This window comes from Nocardia halotolerans (genome assembly GCF_042650145.1).
Taxonomy (GTDB): Bacteria; Actinomycetota; Actinomycetes; order Mycobacteriales; family Mycobacteriaceae; genus Nocardia; species Nocardia halotolerans.
Window position 1 is genome coordinate 74846 of sequence record NZ_JBHSDL010000013.1, and the last position, 14965, is coordinate 89810.

Genomic DNA, 14965 nt, shown 5'->3' on the forward strand with positions numbered 1-14965 from the left:
AGTTGCGCCAAAACAGTCATCTACCAGCCGATTAGTACCATCACGGACTGGTGAGGTAATCTTTTCGAGCACCCGGCAACGGGGGCAAGGAACGGGCTGTGGCGCAGCTTGGTAGCGCACTTGACTGGGGGTCAAGTGGTCGCAGGTTCAAATCCTGTCAGCCCGACAGTGAAAACCCCCTCTGACCTGGGTCGGAGGGGGTTTCGCATTGTCGGAGATTTGACGTTTTTCGGCCCGATATACACACTTATTGCACATAAATTGCTCCGTCGAGTGCCTCTGGGGCGTTCCGACCGGCTGTTCGCGGCTTGCGGGACCCTCTTTGTCCACTATGTGAGATGCGAGTGATGCAAATCACTTGAGTTTGCATGTTGAGCTATCCCTGGTGAGATCCACACTCAGCTATTGGTGTGTGTGACCGGTCGCGTTCAGCGTCGTGGCGCCCGCCTCGTGCTCCGTAGGAGCGATCTGGCGCGCCGATGCATCAGACGGCTGATGTTGTACAGGTACCGTTCGACCCGTGCCTCGGTGCGGGCTTTGTTCGCCCGCATCACCAGGCCTTGACCAGCTGCCGGCCCCCGGCCGAAATCTCGCATCTGAGCTGCTGCCCAGCGTGGCATGTGCTCGGTCCTTGGAACGGGACATGGCCGTCGCCGGGTACCCATGCCGCTCGCTGATACGAGGTAGATGGGCGGGACGTCAGTGTCCGGACTTCGCCGTCAACTTCGCGAGTGTGCCGGCGAGCACCCGAGGGGCACTTGCCATGTCGGGATCGCACCGCAGCGTTGAACGCAGTTCGGCCCCGATCGAATTCGAAACCAGCATGCCCCCAGCAGCCCGGCAGGCTGCTCAACCGCTGTCACCAGCCCTGCGGCACCCCGTTCGGATTCGTGTGTCCGACAGTTGATCTATCGGGATGATGGTTGGGTGTTGGACGAGATGGGGCCGCCTGCGCCGCACCCGTGTGTGAGTTGCCCGTATCCGCGTGATGTTGCCAGTGGTGTGTGGGACTTCGCGGAGTACGAGAAGCTGCGTGGCTATGACGGTGAGATGGGGGAGCAGCCGCCGGGTGTGTTCCAGTGTCATCAGGCAGGTGGTGATTCGCCGGCTCGTCGGATGTGTGCGGGGTGGGTGGGTTGTCATGGTGGTCGTGAGTTGTTGGCGTTGAGGTTGGCGCTTGTGCGCGCGCGGATCAGGCCTGAGGCGTTCGAGGCGGCGGAGGTCTATGTGTCGCCGGTGGGTTTGTTCAATTCCGGGGCTGAGGCTGCCGATCATGGGCAACGCGAGATCGAGTGGCCGGGTGCCGCCGCTGTGTGGTTGATACAGAAGATCGGCACGGTGAGAAGCGACTTGGCCTCGAGTGAATCAGGCTCCGGCGGAACGTCGCTCAGGGCCGAACGGCAGGCCTCCGCTGACAGCTAGGTTGCCGACACCCGCGCCGGCGCGGTGTGCGCGGCGATGGTCCACCCCGGCAACATGACACCCGCCTACGGGTGCGGGTGCGACGAGTCCGAGGGCATCGCCTGGACCAGGGTCCTGATGATCGCCCCGCCCACGGTGTTCCCCCAGATCCTGGCCGCCCCCGTGCAACCCGGGCCCCAGGTGCAGCTCGCCGCGACGACCGAGCTGGGGGTCGACCGCTGCTACTACTCGACCGAGGACAACTCGATGCCCGAACCCGACATCCTCGACAGCCCGGCCCGCGACGCACTCGACGACGCCGCGGCGATGCACCGGGCGGTGATGTGCGCCGGGCTCGGCGCCGTCGTCGTCGGGTCGTGGCAGCCACGCGGCCGTCCGGCGGAATCCACGGCGGCACCCCGTCGGTCACCGTGCTCGTCGACACCTGCGCGTGCGGGTCGACGATGCCACCACTGGACGAGGTGGTGCCGATGCTCACCGACGACCCTCGTACCTAGCATTTTCGGATGCTAGTTGTTGTGGGTCATGACGTTGGTGACGCCGGGCATGGGGTGAGCTGAAGGGGGCGGTTCTTTCGGCGGCAGGATGTGAAGCGCCAACTCACACATCCGCCACGCGACCGAAAGAACCGCCGTGCCTCACCGTAATGCCCCTTTGACCCTCGAGGGCCGTCACCGGCTCGTTGCCCGCTGCCGGACCCGCCCGATCGCTCACGTCGCCGCCGAGATGGGTATCTCCCGCCAATGTGCCTCGAAGTGGGTCAACCGATTCCGACAACACGGCGAGCTCGGGCTTCTCGACCGGTCCAGCGCCCGCATCAGTCACCGTCAGCCACGCCAGTACAGGTCATCACCCGCATCGAACTATGGCGCCGGACCAAGAAGTGGTCTGCTCGCCGGATTTCACTCGAGCTGGCAGCCGAAGGCACCCAGATCTCGGCGCGGACAGCGGGCCGACACCTGGTCCGGCTCGGGCTGAACCGGCACCGGTTCCTGGACCCCAACGGTGAACCCAACCGCACCCCGCGCCGGATCATCGCCCGCCGACCAGGATACATGGTCCATATCGACATCAAGAAGGTCGGAAGGATCCCCGACGGCGGTGGGTGGCGTGTCCATGGCAGAGGATCGGCCCAGGACAAAGCCGCACGCGCGGCGAACAAACGTTGCCGGCCTGGTTATGTGTTCCTTCACACCGCCCTCGATGGCTACTAGAGGCTGGCCTACACCGAAGCCTTGCCTGACGAGAAAGCAGTCACGCAATCGGTTTCGTGTTCCGGGGCAGCAGCGGCTCGATCGCCGCCCACTGCTCATCAGTGAGATCCGCACGCCTCGATGCCGCTACGCTGGTCACGAGGTCTCCGGTATTCGGTTCGTCTTGGTAAACAAACCATCTACCGGAGACCTCGCCCATCTACAGGCAACGACACGCGAAAACCCTACGCGTACAATCGACTACGGGTCGGGGGCGCCGACATCAACTACTTCTTAAACACGGCCTAGGCGGGCCCCTCCTCGACCGCGCCGAAGTAGGCTGCTCGATGAACCTCACCTCCCTCGGCGAAAAGGTTCTCTCCGCTATCGAAATCGCTGCCCACCAACGGCGCTGACACTCGAAATCTTTTGCCAGCCAGTCCAGCACCCAACAAAGATTCCACCAATGCAAGGCCTTCCTGCAATCAGCATCCGGACCGCAACGGAGCATGACGAACGAGTACTCGCCGCCATCGACCACACCACCTGGTCAACACAGGTGGCGCCCGTTCCGCTATGGCCGTCGGAGACGCCCTACTTCAACGAGGGGACCTCACCAGACAACGTGCTGCTCGCCTACCAGGACGACCACGTCCTCGGATACGTGAAACTCCGACCTTCTCCCATGCCTGCATCCACCGGACACGTCCAAGAGATCAACGGCTTCGCAGCCCGAACCACCAAGGTCGCGGCATCGGGCACCTGCTTCTCGACGCCGCTTTGAACGAAGCAATCAATCGCCGGGCCCGCCGCATCACTCTCCGAGTCCTCGGAACCAATACTCGCGCCCAGGCAATCTATCTCGCACACGGCTTCCGCATCGAAGGCCGATTGGTCGGTCAGTTTCTACTCGACGACCGCTATGTCGATGACGTTCTGATGGCGCTCGAAATCTGTCCCAGCGACGAACAATCTGACCAGGACTAGTTCATGCAGGATATCTACGTGGTGAGCCACCCACATGCAGAACACACCCAGCGCAACCTTGTTGGTGGATGGCATGATTCGCATCCGACGGAGCGCGGCCAACGCGACACCCAACTGATTGCCGAGGAGTTGAAGCGCCGGCGCAACCCAGCGCGACCGGTCCGCATCACGACATCCGATCTGGCCCGATGCGCCGAGACCGCCGCGATTCTGGCCGCCACACTCTGCGCCGGTGTCACCGCCGACTCTCGCCTTCGCGAGATCAGCTTCGGCGAAGCCGAAGGGCGGCCGAATGATTGGCTCGCGCAACGGCAAGTTCCCGCACCCGACAGAGACAGGCTCGACCACCGCGGCCCCATCCGCGGCGCGGAGACCCGTCGCGAGGTCGCAACCCGGGTCGGAGCATGCATTCGCGAGCTGATGGCCGACACCGGTCACGACCATGTCGTAGTCACTCACGGATACGCGTTGTCCTTCGTCGTCACCACATGGAGGCAGATCCCCGTCAGTTCAACGGGATTCGCCTCCTTTGCCACAACGCCAGGCGCGATCACCCACCTTCGGTTCGACGACTACTGGCGCAACCGAACCCTGGTCGGCCTCGCCGACACCTCGCACCTGAACACTGAAGAAATGCCATCGGTCTGAGACAGGGCCCTCTGGCCACCTCGTGCGACAAACCCGAAAACCCCAGTTCAATCAGCCGGTGAATGCCACGAATTTTGAGACCCTGTATTTTCTACCTGTTCTCGAGCCAGAAGATGTACTCCTGCAGGTAGGTTTCGAGGCCGTTGCCGAGATAGCCGCGGTACGCGCGGAGCCCTTCGGCGTTCACCCGATCGCCTTCCCTGTCACTGGCCGACCAGGCGCGCTCGGTGGTGTCGATCCACTCCACTAGGCGGGCGCGGTCGGCCCACCAGGCTCGGACGAGGTCCGGGGTCCAGCGCTCATTGCCATCGCAGGCGTAAGCGCCGAACGGATCACTCCAGGCGGCCGAGAGAATCAGGTGAGTTTCGCGGGCATTGCTGGGTTGACGGAAGACGACTTCGCTGCCATAGCGGTCCTCGACGATGATGTGATCCGGTGCGATAAGCGGTCCGCACCAACAGGAATCGGTGTTCGCGCCGTAGAACGGGCCCGGGACATTTCGCCAATCCCGTTGCTCCCACTCACCACGGAAGTATTCGTCCGGCGGGCCCAGCACTCTGAGGTTTTCCAAGCTGGCAACAGGCAGGGTTGCGGAGTCCGCGACGGTCGGCATGGGATCCCAGTACACGCCGCCACCGTATCCCCAATCCGAGTACACAACCACGCCTCGCGCACGAATCCACCTCCCGCGCACAGACACACCGGGTGGCACGTGACCGGGTGGTGGTGTCGTGCGCGGCAGGTGGGGATGTGCGCGGCTGGGTGCCGGCCACGCCTGGTGGGCTTCGCCGATATCTCTGCACCTGAACACTGAAGAAATGCCACCGCGTGAGACAAGACCCGCTGGCCACCGCGTGAGACAAACCCGAAAACCCCAGGTCAGTCAGTCGGAAGACGCCACGAATTTTGAGACCCTACAAGCGGACCTGAAAATCTGATCGGTGGCGCCCCGGTCCATCCCTTCGGTCCGCGGCACCCCTGTCGTAGATCAGGCCCACAGCCCCCAACGCAACTGCCGCGTACCCTGAGCAGAAATGACCCCGGCACGGTGCCAGCCGCCCGGGGCTCTGACTCCTGAGATGGAGGAATCAATGACCGATCATACTGACCGCGACCTCGGTGATCGACTACGCTCGATCCGCAAGCGCCGCAGCCTTTCACAGCCCGAACTCGCCACGGCGACCGGCCTGTCGCTGTCGTGCATCAGCAAGATCGAGCGCGGGATCCTCACGCCTCGTGTGCCGACGTTACGCAAGATCGGCGAGGCTCTCGGCGTGACTACGAGCGTGCTGCAGGGCGCGGGCATGGGCGATGCCGAAGGGGCCGACGAGGCGACGCTGGACCTGTGGGAGCCGGTGCGGCATGCGCTCGCCGCGCCGCCGGCACTCGATGGGGACGACGCGCCCACGGCCGCCGAGGTGCGCGCGGAGTTGCATCGGCTACAGGGCGAGATGGCCGAGCACCGATACGCCGAGATGGCTGCGGCCGTGCCCGCCCTACTGCGGGACTCGGCAGCCGTCGGTGACCGGTCGCTGCGCTCATCGGCGTTGGGGATGGTCGGGTGGTTGCTCGTTCAGAATCGCCAGTGGGACGATGCCAAGCTCGTGCTCGAGCAGGCAGTCGATGCCGCCGACGACGAGGTGCTCGCCGCTGGTGCGATCAACACGCGGGTGTGGAGCGAGATCCGGCAAGGAAACCTCGCTGATGCCCGCCTACTCGCGCTCGAATGGGCCGACCGGATCGAACCAAAGTTCTCCCGTGCGACCGTCGCGAACTTGGCCGCCTGGGGCCGACTGTGGATGTACGTATCCACGATCGCGGTGCGGGACAACCGCCCACACGAGCACGAGGACGCCTTGGGCCTTGCCCGAGCGGCAGCTGCCCGCATCGGGGGCGAGGTGCTCGCCGAGGCCGCGACGACGCGCACGTTCGGACCGACCACGGTCGAACACGTCGCCGTAGAAACTGCGGCGCTGTCCGAGCAGCCGGGCCTCGCGCTGGCCCTTGCCGAGCGCACTCCGCCCCCGGTGCTGCTGCCAACAGCGGCGGGTCGTCTGCGGCACCGGCTCGACATGGCGAACGCCCATGCACAGCTGGGCAACTGGGGCGACTCGATGGTCGAATTGCGCAAGCTCGCCGACCGTGCGCCCGAGTGGGTTGTGCAGCAGCGCTATGCGCGCGACATCATGGGCGGGATCGTCGAGCGGCGGCGCACCCTCACCGACGACATGCGGGAGCTCGCCGACATGGTGCGACTCGAGGTGTAGCAGCGAAAGTACTAGTTCGGGTCGACACAAACCGAAACCAGCAGTGACACAGGACACCTCGGCAGCAGAGTCTTAGCTGACCCGCTGGCGCCAGCTGAACCCCGAATCGCTGGCGTCAGCGGGAATCAACTCCGCTACCGTCTGCCGGGGGACCTATGTCCGCATCACCAGAAGTCGCGGCGCACATCGCCGCCGAGGGCGGCCTGCTCAGTCGCTCGGTGTACCCGCTGAATCCGCCGCACGAAGCGCCCGACCGGCCGTTGACTGTCAGCGACGCTCGTTTACCCGCGCCGCTGCCCGCCTTGCCGCGACGAACACCGAAGCGGCTTCGCGCGCAGATGGTTCGCGCCGAACTGGGCGGCAACCCCTTCCAACCGTCGGTGGTCTTCTACACCAACGACGTGCCGGCACTGTCATGGTCCGATGTCGGCGGGATCGTGCCGACCAGGACGACACCGCGGTTGCAAGCGATCGCTGCGGCGTGCTTCCCGATGCGCCACACACCGCGGGTCGAACGTCGTCCCGAAGTTCTTCGGCGGCTGCTTGCCGCTCTCGAGCAGTGGCCCAGCGCTTCCGCCTGACCTGGCCTGGTGGATACGATGATCGATGACGCACGAACCACGCTCGCCACTACACGCGAAGGGTATTCATCGTGGGCGAAGACCGACCGTATACCGAGCTCGAGCTGCGCCGCATCGCCCGTCAGCAGCGGTCGCCGGAATTCCAAAGCTGGTTGGCACGCGAGCCCGAGGACCTTGCCCGGCTCATCACCCTGGTCCCCGCCCTGGCTGAGCTGGACGACCCGTGGACGGTGCCTGGTCTCACCGCGATCGAGGACGCCGCGATGGACCGGTTCCCCGACCCTGGCCCATCCGCCACGGACGAGGAAATGCAGTACATGGCGCTGTGCGCCCGCGGCATCGGCCACACCTACCTGCGGGCCCTGGGTGTGGGCAAGTGGGTGTGGGTCCAGATTTACCGGGAGAACCCGATCGGTCCCGCCCTCGAAGTCCCTGGCGACATGTTCTACACCGACCCGGGCGAGTCGATCCGGGACATCATCTTCGACCGCCGACGCGGCTGGCTCGCCGAGCAACTGCGGCACCTTATCGACTTGTCCCGCCAGCAATCCCAGATCGGGTGACTTCACGCCGTGCGCTTCCGATGACGGGACCGCACGATGAGCACCCCAGCAGGTGGCGACGATCCTGCACGTGATGTTGTCCCACGCACCGACCGCGGCCTGACCGAGGCCGGCGATGCTGGGCACCGGGCGTATGTGCAGGCCAAGCTAGCCGAGGCCGCCACCGAGATCAGCAAGATCCGTGCACCTCAGAATTGGCAGCGGCAGGTCGAGGCATTCGGCGACCAGAAGATCCTGCACGACATGCTCGCCTACGGGTACCAGCACCTACAGGGCCGCACTGAGGCTGCTGGGTGGCGGCACGAGCACGAGCGGCAGACCATGTTGGGGTTGCGTCGACACGATGCTGCGCTGATCAGTGACCGTGGTGGCCAGAAGGTCGTTCGTACGACCGTCGAGTTCAAAGCGGGTTCGGTCAGCCAGAAAGACGGCCTGAAGCAGCTGTACAAAGAACGCCTGTTGTTGAAAGGCGGGCGCACGAAGGACCGCAGCGAGTACGTCATCCGGGCGGCCCGGCCACCGCACCCGGAGGTGATGAAGGAAGCCAAGCAGCTCGAGAAGGACTTCCCTGGCAGGTTCGTCGTTGTCGAGCTCAATGAGCGGGATTTCGAGCGGGCGGTGGCGGCCGGTCGCCCGATTGTCGAAGCGAAGACGGTGGAGCGGCTGGGGCACCTGATCGAGAAGATCCGGAGCGCACCGGAGCTACGGGTCGCGCCGCGCGCTTTGGAGCGTTTCGCTGAGGAGATCGTGCAGGCGAAAGAGCGTGGCGCCCCGATCGGGTTGGAGGTGCTCGTCGGGTCGCGGCTCGAGCTAGCGAACCTGGTGGAGGTCGACAAGCAAGTCACTCGAGAGCGCGACAAGATCGCCCGCGAAGGCGCCCAGCTACGTCTGCGGGAGTCGCAGATCGTTGAGCGGGTCCAAGCCCAGCAGCGCGAGGACCGGCAGCGAGCACTGCTGGACAGGCTCGCGACGGTGGATCGCGAGATTGTGGTGGCGGCGGTGTCGACAGCGCGTGACATGGTGCCCGTGAAAATACCGGGGCGCCAACCTGATCCGCCCGGCCTCGATCCGACGGCGGCAGCGATCCACCGGTCTATGACCGAGTCGGCGCGGGTGATAGTTCGGAAGGAGGTCGAGGTCCGGCAGCGGGACGCGTTGGCCCGGTTGGCATTGCCGTCTGAGGTGCATCGGGCTGTGGCCGAGGTGGTGTTGGCGCGACAGCTCGATCACCCGGACAAGGCGGTGACGGTTGAGCGTGTGGTCGAGGCTGAGAGTGCGGTGCGGGCGCGAGAGGAACGCGAGCAGCAGCAGGCGCGTGAGGTGGAAGCGCGAGAGGCTCGGGAGCGGGAGAACCGGGAGTGGATGGCCCGACTGACCGCGGCGCACAACAAACAGCTGGAGCGCCTCGCGTTGGAACAAGGTAAGGCCCGTGGTGTCGACCGCATGGAGGACCTCCACCGAGAACGGGCATCACAGGAATTGGCGCAAGCCCTGCGGTTGGACCCGGACCGCCTCGTTGAGAAGGGCATCGACGCTCAAGTGGTGGAAGCTCTCGCACACTCTCCTGTCCGCAGGGATGAGTCGGGGCGGGCGCTTGTCGTCGAGGTCGGAGACCGCACCTGCTACGTGGACCGAGACAGCCGGGAAGCGGTCCTTGCCAGTCAGATCCGGTCAGTCGAGCGCGGCAGGGACCTGGGTGAGACGCATGTGGACCAGATGATCGCGCGGACGCGAGTCGCACCTGCTGGCGCGGCGTTGTCGCGGGAGGAGCTCGAGCGCAAGCAGGAAGCGGTGCAGCGGCAGCGGGAGTTGGAGCGCGAACGTACTCCTGAGCAGGGGAAGTCCAGGTCTCGGGAGAGCCCTGGACGAGGTATCGGGAGGGGCCTGGACCGCGGTCGGTGAGTGCGGGGCCTATCGGGTGCGGCGGGAGGTGACCGCGCCACCACCGCCGGCGGTGGCGCAGCGGTGCTTGGCGATCGAGCTGGTCTTGGCTGCCTGCCCGATCGGGGGCAGCGGGTTCGTCGCGAGGTGCACGCCGGCGTCGAGCGTACCCGGCGACCAGGTCGAGCCGGGTTCCCACATCGTCCGTTCGATGCGCAGGTCCAGCAGCGACGGGTCCGGTCCGATGAGGTCCCCCCGCTAATCCGGAGGTGGTCACGACCGCCGAGCAACTCTTGGCGACCGAGTTCGTCGAGCACGGCGCACTGCAGTCGCCGCCATGAACTCGACTCGGTCCGTTCGTGAACCGGCGATGGAGGTCGGGACCGTGACCCCGAACGAGGGCGGCAGCATCCGCCACACGACGACACCATCCGCGCGGTCAGTTGGCCACCGCGACTGAAACCTAACTGGTGGGGCAGGTCAAGCTGTCACGGGATCGTGCAGCAGTCCCCAGAGACCTTTGGCGGCAGTCCGAAATCCTTGCTCTGGCGGTGCAGAAAGTATCGATTGCCTGGGATGCGACCGGCGAGTTCCCGAGCGATCTGGGCCTGCTGCGGGGGCATGCATGTTCCTTGAGGTCAGAGGGTATCGAAATCGTGATGACTTGACGCCGCCCGGCGCTCCTGGCGATCTACCGGCGCTGCAAAATTCCAGGAGACCCGGGTTAGACCATCTCGCACTGATGTCTTGTCCTGGCTTTGTGGTGCGGTGTCGGTGCCATCACTGGCGCGGCGTTGACCTGCAGTAGGGTTCGGGCACGCAGTGATGTTCGAAGCAGGGGGATGCCTGGCATGCGTAAGCGTTTTGTTCCTGTGTTGCTGGTAGCGGTGTTGCTGGCACTGATGGGATGTTCGTCAGCCACTCGGGGGCAGCCGCAGCCTGTACCAGCACCGGACTACCCCGGGTACCTACCCGACGAAGCCCGCCAAACCCTTGCCTACCTCGACACCTTGCGTGCGCTGGACATCTGTGGCTACCTCGACGGCGCGGTCCTGGCGACGTTCGGCCCTGTCTCCTACGTCGGCGCTGACGGCGAGTACCAATCGTGCATCGCACGCTACCCGAACGATGCGGCCCGCCAGGGGATCTCGAAGGTGGAAGTGTCGATCGGGGCCGCACCCTCGCCGGGGTGGGGAACTACGATCGACATTGCTGGTACCAGCGTGGCCTACAACGATGCCGGTGGCGAATTCTGCACGGCATCCACGAGATTCGATGAACGTCAGCTGATCAGCTGGTCCGTCTTTTCGGCTGTTCTCGGCGAGCCGGTCGACCTGTGCTCTGAGACGATCGAGATCGCGACCGCGTCGATCCCGCTATTGAAAACCCGACCGTTGCGTGTCGGGTCGACCGCAAAGAACGTAGACACGAAGTTGGCTCGGCTCGACGGATGCGCGGCGATCGCAGCGTTTGTCGCGCCTGAGCAAGCTCACAAGGCTGCGGTCCTCACTCGTGTGCCGTGGGGTTGTGGGTGGATGGCTGACTACTACCAATCCGGCAGCCTGGTCGCTGTCTCGTTCCTGCACGGCGAGGACACCCTTATCGCCCCGATATCCAGAGGTGAGATTGCCACGGAGGTCGGGGGATTCCCGGCTAGGGTCATCCCCAGCACCACACGCCGGTATCCCGGCGTCTGCCAGCTCTGGATCGGTGTCGATGCCGTCCGCCCCGATCCCGAGAAAAGGCGCGGCGAACACGATTCCTCGGCTCGCATGATCGAGTTGATCCGGGTCAGCCTCGAGCACGGCGGGTGCGACCTCGCGACCCAGATCGGCACCGAGCTGGTGCGGCTCTACAAACTCCTACCTTGACGAGACACGGGTGAGTGCCCGGCGCTCGACCGCATCGAAGAGCGAAAGGACCGCAACACCAGCCCAATCCGCCACGCAGCCCCACACGTCGACGGCACCGCCACCATCACTGCAGTCCGCCAACTGAAAGACGCGATCACCCGCGGCATCGGACGCGGAAGATCCTTGCAGACAACAGGACCCCACGACCTATCGTTGCTTGCCGGCCTGGTCACATGATCCATGTCGACGTGAAGAAGGTCGGACGGATCTCCGACGGCGCCGGCCGGCGCGCTCACTGCCGCGACTCCGCCCAAGCGAAGATGGTCGGAGCTGCCAAGGAGCGCGGTGTGAAAGCCTGATACGTCTACCTGCACTCCGCGGTCGACGGCTACTCCTGCCTTGCCTGCACCGAAGCGTAGAGCCACGAAAAAACGGTCGCCGCAATTGAATTCATGGGACGAGCCCGAGCGTTCTCCAATGCTCACGGCATTGTGTTCCTCGAACGGATCGTCACCGACAACGGCTCCTGCTATCGAGTCAGCGACTTCGCCATTGCCCTGCGCGGCGCCCGGCACTGGGCCATCGATTCTCGGCAAACCGGGTCTCTGGTGCTCAGCGCGCTCGATATGGCCATCGCGGGGCGATCGCCCGATGCGACGATCATCCACAGCGACCACGGCGCTCAGTTCACCTCATGGGCCTTCAGTCGACGCATCACCGAGGCGGGCCTGGTCGGGTCGATGGGCACCATCGGCGACGGCTACGGCAATGCGATGATCGAACCCTTTTGGGGCAGAATGCAGATCGAGCTGCTGGACCGCAAGAAATGGAAGACCCGCACCGAACTCGCCAACGCGATCTTCGACTACATCGAGATCTTCCACAACCGGCAACGCCGCCACTCCAGCCTCGGCTGGCTCACCCCGACCGAATTCGAGAAGACCAATCGATACCTACAATCGGTGTCCCGACTCTCGCAACCCGGCGGATATCAAGCCGGGACAGCCCAAAGCGGTCTTCAACCCGTGACGGTTCAGGGTAAGTGGGCGAGGAGTTGTTGGGTGTGGCCGGGTATCTCCACCTCGGCGAGGCCGGTGATGAGATCCCTGAGCGGCATGGATTGGTCTACCAGGACGATGCCGTTCGACAGGAGGAGGGTTGGTATCGGTGTGTCGAGCTCGGTGGTGCTGAGCATCGCTCCGCCGAGTTCGCAGAGGGCTTCCGCTTGGATGCGGATGCGGTTGCGGAGTCCGGTGTTGCCCCCGGCGAGTGCGATGACGCGGTCGATGGTCCAGGTGTCGAGTGCAGTGCGGTTGTCATAGGAGGTGATTGCTCCCGACGCGGCCGAGGAGACAGCGGTGATCGTGGCAGCGTTGACGAGTGCGACGTGCGCCAGGATCTGGTCGGCGGTCCATTCGCCGGGTGGCGGGACAGCCGCTCGGTCACCCGAGCTGGTGACGGTGGCGGCCGCGTCGAGCAGCGCGCGGTAGGCGGCTCGGAGTGGGGTGGTGTCGAGCATGTCGTTTCCTTCTTCGGTCGGAGTCTCGGGTGTGCGCGGAAGAGATCTCGATGGGTCAGGATCTCCGCATCGGTGGGAGATCGAGTCTCGACTGTCGATGGGGTGCGAGCTCACACCCACCACCGGCGGAACAGACCTGCGGTTCACCCACCACTCACCCCGTCCAGCACCTACTAGGAGTCTTTGTGAGCGTTCATGATCGGGTCCTCGGTCTTGGTCTGGGCAGGGCGGAAATAGTTACTGTGGGTCCGAGGCGGCCAGTCGCTCCGCGGCCTCCGCGAAGCGCTTGATCTTGGCTAGGCGGCGATCCCAATCGACGGCGAGCGCGGCCATCCAGCGAGCCGTGGTGTCCAGGGCCTCAGGGCGCACCGAATACCGGACCTCGCGGCCGACCTTCACATTGCCGACCAGCCCGGCTGCCTCCAAGACCGTCAGGTGCTTGACCACCGCCTGCCGCGAGATCGGGAGCCCGCCAGCCAGTGTCGTCGCGGTGGCCTGGCCGCGCGCCGACAGCAGGTCCAGCAGTGTGCGGCGGGTCGGATCGGCCAGGGCGGCCAGAACGTCGTCGACAGTGTCGGCGTCGGTGCGACGTTGGTTCGTCATTGTCAATCACTCGGCGCGGGCGGCGAGAGCGGCGAGGCACTGCTCCCATCCACCGGTGTGATCACGGATTACGTTGCGGCGGTTATCCTCCGACGTCGGCAGGGCGGCGAATCCGGTTTCCACCACACGCAGCCGGGTACCGTCGCCTTCCGGCGTGAGGGTGAATTCCACCAGAGTGGAATTGTCCTCACGCAGTTCCTCGCCGGGGAACGCGCTCATCCACCGGCACGCCAGATACTTCGGCGGGTCGACCTTCTCCACCCGCATCGGGAAAGCACCGTGCTCGGAGTGGTGCGACACAAGGGACTCGCCTTCCGTGGCCACCGTGCCACGCACACTCTCGTCATCGGTCGCCCAGAACCCCGGCTCGGCCACCAGCGGCCAGACCCGTTCCGGCGCGGCCGCAATCACGATCTCCCGCTCGATCCGGTCAACATTCATGGCGTTCTCCTTCGCCTCCGTTTAATGTGCAACTTTAGGGTTGCACAGAGTGCGTTAATGCGCAACCCCCGAGTTGCACTCGCTTGATCGTGGCTCTTATCTCCGGCGCCGAATACGCGCTGCTGATGGCCGAACTCGACTGACTCGGGAGTCGTGCGCCGCATCGGGAAGGACTGATTTTTGCACTGCCTGGCACCTCCAAGACTCCAGGGCCGACACGCCCAGCGACAGGACACCCCGACAAGGGTGGCGTCAAAATTCACGGATACACCCACCCTGGAACTGCCCGAGTGATGTCGAAATTCACCGATAAACGGTGCCAGAATTCGCACTTACGGCCAGCCCCTCAAGAGCCTCGATTGGCCCATCCAGGTCGGGCAGTCCTGCTCGGTGCCACATCCGCAAGTACAGGCCGAACGCGATGGTGTTCAACGGCGTCACGAGGCTGGCACGCATCAGCGACAGCATGACTTCGGTTCCACTTCCGGTGGCTAACTGACAGCCTGTACGAAAGGCTGAACACCGTGCCCCGTCCCTACCCTGCCGAGTTCCGTGCCCCCGCGATCGGACTGGTCCGTGCAGGCAAACAAGCCAAGCAGACCGCCGTCGAGCTGGTGCATGCGCTGTCTGCGGCCTGCCTTGCCGTTGCTCGGCCATCATCATGTGCAGAAGCGTCGCTGCCAGGAAGAATGAGGCGCGCGATCTTGGCGATGAGACCCGCACCGCGTGAACAGGGATGCACTTGACGGGCAGTCTCGTGGTTCTCATCGGCCCGCTCACGATGACCGTCCCGATAGAGTTGTACGCGGCGTGTCTCCCAATTGTTCTCGCCGACTTCGTGAAAGCAGAGAATCGGCTCGTCGGCGAACTTGTGATACCACGTAGCCTCGAGGTACCTCATGTCCTAGGTCATGTCTCCCAATAGCTTCAACCATTCGACCGTAAGGGCCATGACGATCCCGGCTCGGTAGGTGCAGGCCAGCTTGTCGTAACGAGTCGCGACACCA

Annotated in this window: 17 protein-coding genes, 1 tRNA gene and 3 pseudogenes; 14 read left to right on the forward strand and 7 right to left on the reverse strand. The window is 64.7% G+C overall.

Translation table 11 applies throughout. The annotated features are described in order from the left end of the window. Window positions 1–92: 92 nt before the first annotated feature. From ACFO5K_RS10505 to ACFO5K_RS10535, 7 genes and pseudogenes are all read left to right on the forward strand, one after another. Window positions 93–166 (forward strand) — tRNA-Pro (locus ACFO5K_RS10505). A 761-nt stretch (window positions 167–927) separates the two neighbouring features. Continuing rightward, window positions 928–1422, forward strand: a complete 495-nt coding sequence (locus tag ACFO5K_RS10510) for a DUF6283 family protein (protein ID WP_378559731.1) — start codon at window positions 928–930, stop codon at window positions 1420–1422. Between the two features lie 36 nt (window positions 1423–1458). Beyond that, on the forward strand, window positions 1459–1935 hold the full coding sequence (locus ACFO5K_RS10515; RefSeq protein ID WP_378559734.1) for a hypothetical protein: 477 nt from the start codon (window positions 1459–1461) through the stop codon (window positions 1933–1935). Window positions 1936–2055: 120 nt separating this feature from the next. After that, window positions 2056–2728: pseudogene (locus ACFO5K_RS10520) on the forward strand (helix-turn-helix domain-containing protein); the annotation flags it as partial. A 353-nt stretch (window positions 2729–3081) separates the two neighbouring features. Continuing rightward, complete coding sequence (locus ACFO5K_RS10525; RefSeq protein WP_378559737.1) at window positions 3082–3399, forward strand: hypothetical protein; 318 nt, start codon at window positions 3082–3084, stop codon at window positions 3397–3399. Then, on the forward strand, window positions 3396–3602 hold the full coding sequence (locus ACFO5K_RS10530) for a GNAT family N-acetyltransferase (protein WP_378559740.1): 207 nt from the start codon (window positions 3396–3398) through the stop codon (window positions 3600–3602). The genes ACFO5K_RS10525 and ACFO5K_RS10530 overlap by 4 nt, the downstream gene beginning before the upstream one ends. A 3-nt stretch (window positions 3603–3605) precedes the next feature. After that, a complete protein-coding gene (locus tag ACFO5K_RS10535) occupies window positions 3606–4250 on the forward strand; it encodes a histidine phosphatase family protein (protein WP_378559743.1) in 645 nt (214 codons plus the stop codon). 91 nt (window positions 4251–4341) lie between these two features. Here ACFO5K_RS10535 and ACFO5K_RS10540 read toward each other — a convergent pair whose 3' ends face one another. Beyond that, window positions 4342–4878 (reverse strand): ferredoxin, encoded by a 537-nt coding sequence (locus tag ACFO5K_RS10540; RefSeq protein ID WP_378559746.1) that lies wholly within the window; start codon window positions 4876–4878, stop codon window positions 4342–4344. Between the two features lie 463 nt (window positions 4879–5341). Here ACFO5K_RS10540 and ACFO5K_RS10545 point away from each other — a divergent pair, with 463 nt between their 5' ends. The 4 genes from ACFO5K_RS10545 to ACFO5K_RS10560 all read left to right on the forward strand — a co-directional run bounded on the left by ACFO5K_RS10545 (window position 5342) and on the right by ACFO5K_RS10560 (window position 9563). Continuing rightward, window positions 5342–6517 (forward strand): helix-turn-helix domain-containing protein, encoded by a 1176-nt coding sequence (locus ACFO5K_RS10545; protein WP_378559749.1) that lies wholly within the window; start codon window positions 5342–5344, stop codon window positions 6515–6517. Window positions 6518–6672: 155 nt separating this feature from the next. Then, entirely contained in the window at window positions 6673–7098 is a 426-nt protein-coding gene (locus ACFO5K_RS10550; RefSeq protein ID WP_378559752.1) for a hypothetical protein, read from the forward strand. A gap of 71 nt (window positions 7099–7169) precedes the next feature. Next, window positions 7170–7661, forward strand: coding sequence for a hypothetical protein (locus tag ACFO5K_RS10555; RefSeq protein WP_378559755.1), 492 nt, complete (start codon window positions 7170–7172; stop codon window positions 7659–7661). Between the two features lie 36 nt (window positions 7662–7697). Beyond that, window positions 7698–9563: a hypothetical protein gene (locus ACFO5K_RS10560; RefSeq protein WP_378559758.1), complete on the forward strand. Its 1866-nt coding sequence runs from the start codon at window positions 7698–7700 to the stop codon at window positions 9561–9563. A gap of 9 nt (window positions 9564–9572) precedes the next feature. On the opposite strand, the gene ACFO5K_RS10565 is transcribed toward ACFO5K_RS10560, so the two are convergent. Then, window positions 9573–9743 (reverse strand): hypothetical protein, encoded by a 171-nt coding sequence (locus ACFO5K_RS10565; protein ID WP_378559761.1) that lies wholly within the window; start codon window positions 9741–9743, stop codon window positions 9573–9575. Window positions 9744–10393: 650 nt separating this feature from the next. Between ACFO5K_RS10565 and ACFO5K_RS10570 the strand changes: the two genes are divergently transcribed. From ACFO5K_RS10570 to ACFO5K_RS10580, 3 genes and pseudogenes are all read left to right on the forward strand, one after another. After that, the gene (locus ACFO5K_RS10570; RefSeq protein ID WP_378559764.1) at window positions 10394–11413 is read left to right on the forward strand and encodes a hypothetical protein; all 1020 of its coding nucleotides are present in this window, start codon (window positions 10394–10396) and stop codon (window positions 11411–11413) included. A gap of 170 nt (window positions 11414–11583) precedes the next feature. Then, window positions 11584–11979 (forward strand): annotated as a pseudogene (locus ACFO5K_RS10575) (IS481 family transposase); the annotation flags it as partial. 156 nt (window positions 11980–12135) lie between these two features. After that, window positions 12136–12324, forward strand: a pseudogene (locus ACFO5K_RS10580) (IS3 family transposase); the annotation flags it as partial. A 104-nt stretch (window positions 12325–12428) separates the two neighbouring features. Here ACFO5K_RS10580 and ACFO5K_RS10585 read toward each other — a convergent pair. The 5 genes from ACFO5K_RS10585 to ACFO5K_RS10605 form a co-directional block, all read right to left on the reverse strand. Further along, entirely contained in the window at window positions 12429–12914 is a 486-nt protein-coding gene (locus ACFO5K_RS10585) for a hypothetical protein (protein WP_378559791.1), read from the reverse strand. Window positions 12915–13151: 237 nt separating this feature from the next. Further along, window positions 13152–13517: an ArsR/SmtB family transcription factor gene (locus tag ACFO5K_RS10590; protein WP_378559767.1), complete on the reverse strand. Its 366-nt coding sequence runs from the start codon at window positions 13515–13517 to the stop codon at window positions 13152–13154. Window positions 13518–13523: 6 nt separating this feature from the next. Beyond that, window positions 13524–13958 (reverse strand): SRPBCC domain-containing protein, encoded by a 435-nt coding sequence (locus tag ACFO5K_RS10595; protein WP_378559770.1) that lies wholly within the window; start codon window positions 13956–13958, stop codon window positions 13524–13526. Window positions 13959–14261: 303 nt separating this feature from the next. Continuing rightward, window positions 14262–14426 (reverse strand): hypothetical protein, encoded by a 165-nt coding sequence (locus ACFO5K_RS10600; RefSeq protein ID WP_378559773.1) that lies wholly within the window; start codon window positions 14424–14426, stop codon window positions 14262–14264. Between the two features lie 67 nt (window positions 14427–14493). Continuing rightward, window positions 14494–14859 (reverse strand): DUF6881 domain-containing protein, encoded by a 366-nt coding sequence (locus ACFO5K_RS10605; protein ID WP_378559776.1) that lies wholly within the window; start codon window positions 14857–14859, stop codon window positions 14494–14496. Window positions 14860–14965 lie beyond the last annotated feature (106 nt).

What these genes read in the sequence shown, in the direction of transcription:
- ACFO5K_RS10515 (WP_378559734.1), top strand. Translation starts at nt 1,459, where the DNA reads ATGGTCCACCCCGGCAACATGACACCCGCCTACGGGTGCGGGTGCGAC.
- ACFO5K_RS10525 (WP_378559737.1), top strand. Translation starts at nt 3,082, where the DNA reads ATGCAAGGCCTTCCTGCAATCAGCATCCGGACCGCAACGGAGCATGAC.
- ACFO5K_RS10535 (WP_378559743.1), top strand. Translation starts at nt 3,606, where the DNA reads ATGCAGGATATCTACGTGGTGAGCCACCCACATGCAGAACACACCCAG.
- ACFO5K_RS10545 (WP_378559749.1), top strand. Translation starts at nt 5,342, where the DNA reads ATGACCGATCATACTGACCGCGACCTCGGTGATCGACTACGCTCGATC.
- ACFO5K_RS10550 (WP_378559752.1), top strand. Translation starts at nt 6,673, where the DNA reads ATGTCCGCATCACCAGAAGTCGCGGCGCACATCGCCGCCGAGGGCGGC.
- ACFO5K_RS10560 (WP_378559758.1), top strand. Translation starts at nt 7,698, where the DNA reads ATGAGCACCCCAGCAGGTGGCGACGATCCTGCACGTGATGTTGTCCCA.
- ACFO5K_RS10565 (WP_378559761.1), bottom strand. Translation starts at nt 9,743, where the DNA reads ATGTGGGAACCCGGCTCGACCTGGTCGCCGGGTACGCTCGACGCCGGC.
- ACFO5K_RS10570 (WP_378559764.1), top strand. Translation starts at nt 10,394, where the DNA reads ATGCGTAAGCGTTTTGTTCCTGTGTTGCTGGTAGCGGTGTTGCTGGCA.
- ACFO5K_RS10585 (WP_378559791.1), bottom strand. Translation starts at nt 12,914, where the DNA reads ATGCTCGACACCACCCCACTCCGAGCCGCCTACCGCGCGCTGCTCGAC.
- ACFO5K_RS10590 (WP_378559767.1), bottom strand. Translation starts at nt 13,517, where the DNA reads ATGACGAACCAACGTCGCACCGACGCCGACACTGTCGACGACGTTCTG.
- ACFO5K_RS10595 (WP_378559770.1), bottom strand. Translation starts at nt 13,958, where the DNA reads ATGAATGTTGACCGGATCGAGCGGGAGATCGTGATTGCGGCCGCGCCG.
- ACFO5K_RS10600 (WP_378559773.1), bottom strand. Translation starts at nt 14,426, where the DNA reads ATGCTGTCGCTGATGCGTGCCAGCCTCGTGACGCCGTTGAACACCATC.
- ACFO5K_RS10605 (WP_378559776.1), bottom strand. Translation starts at nt 14,859, where the DNA reads ATGAGGTACCTCGAGGCTACGTGGTATCACAAGTTCGCCGACGAGCCG.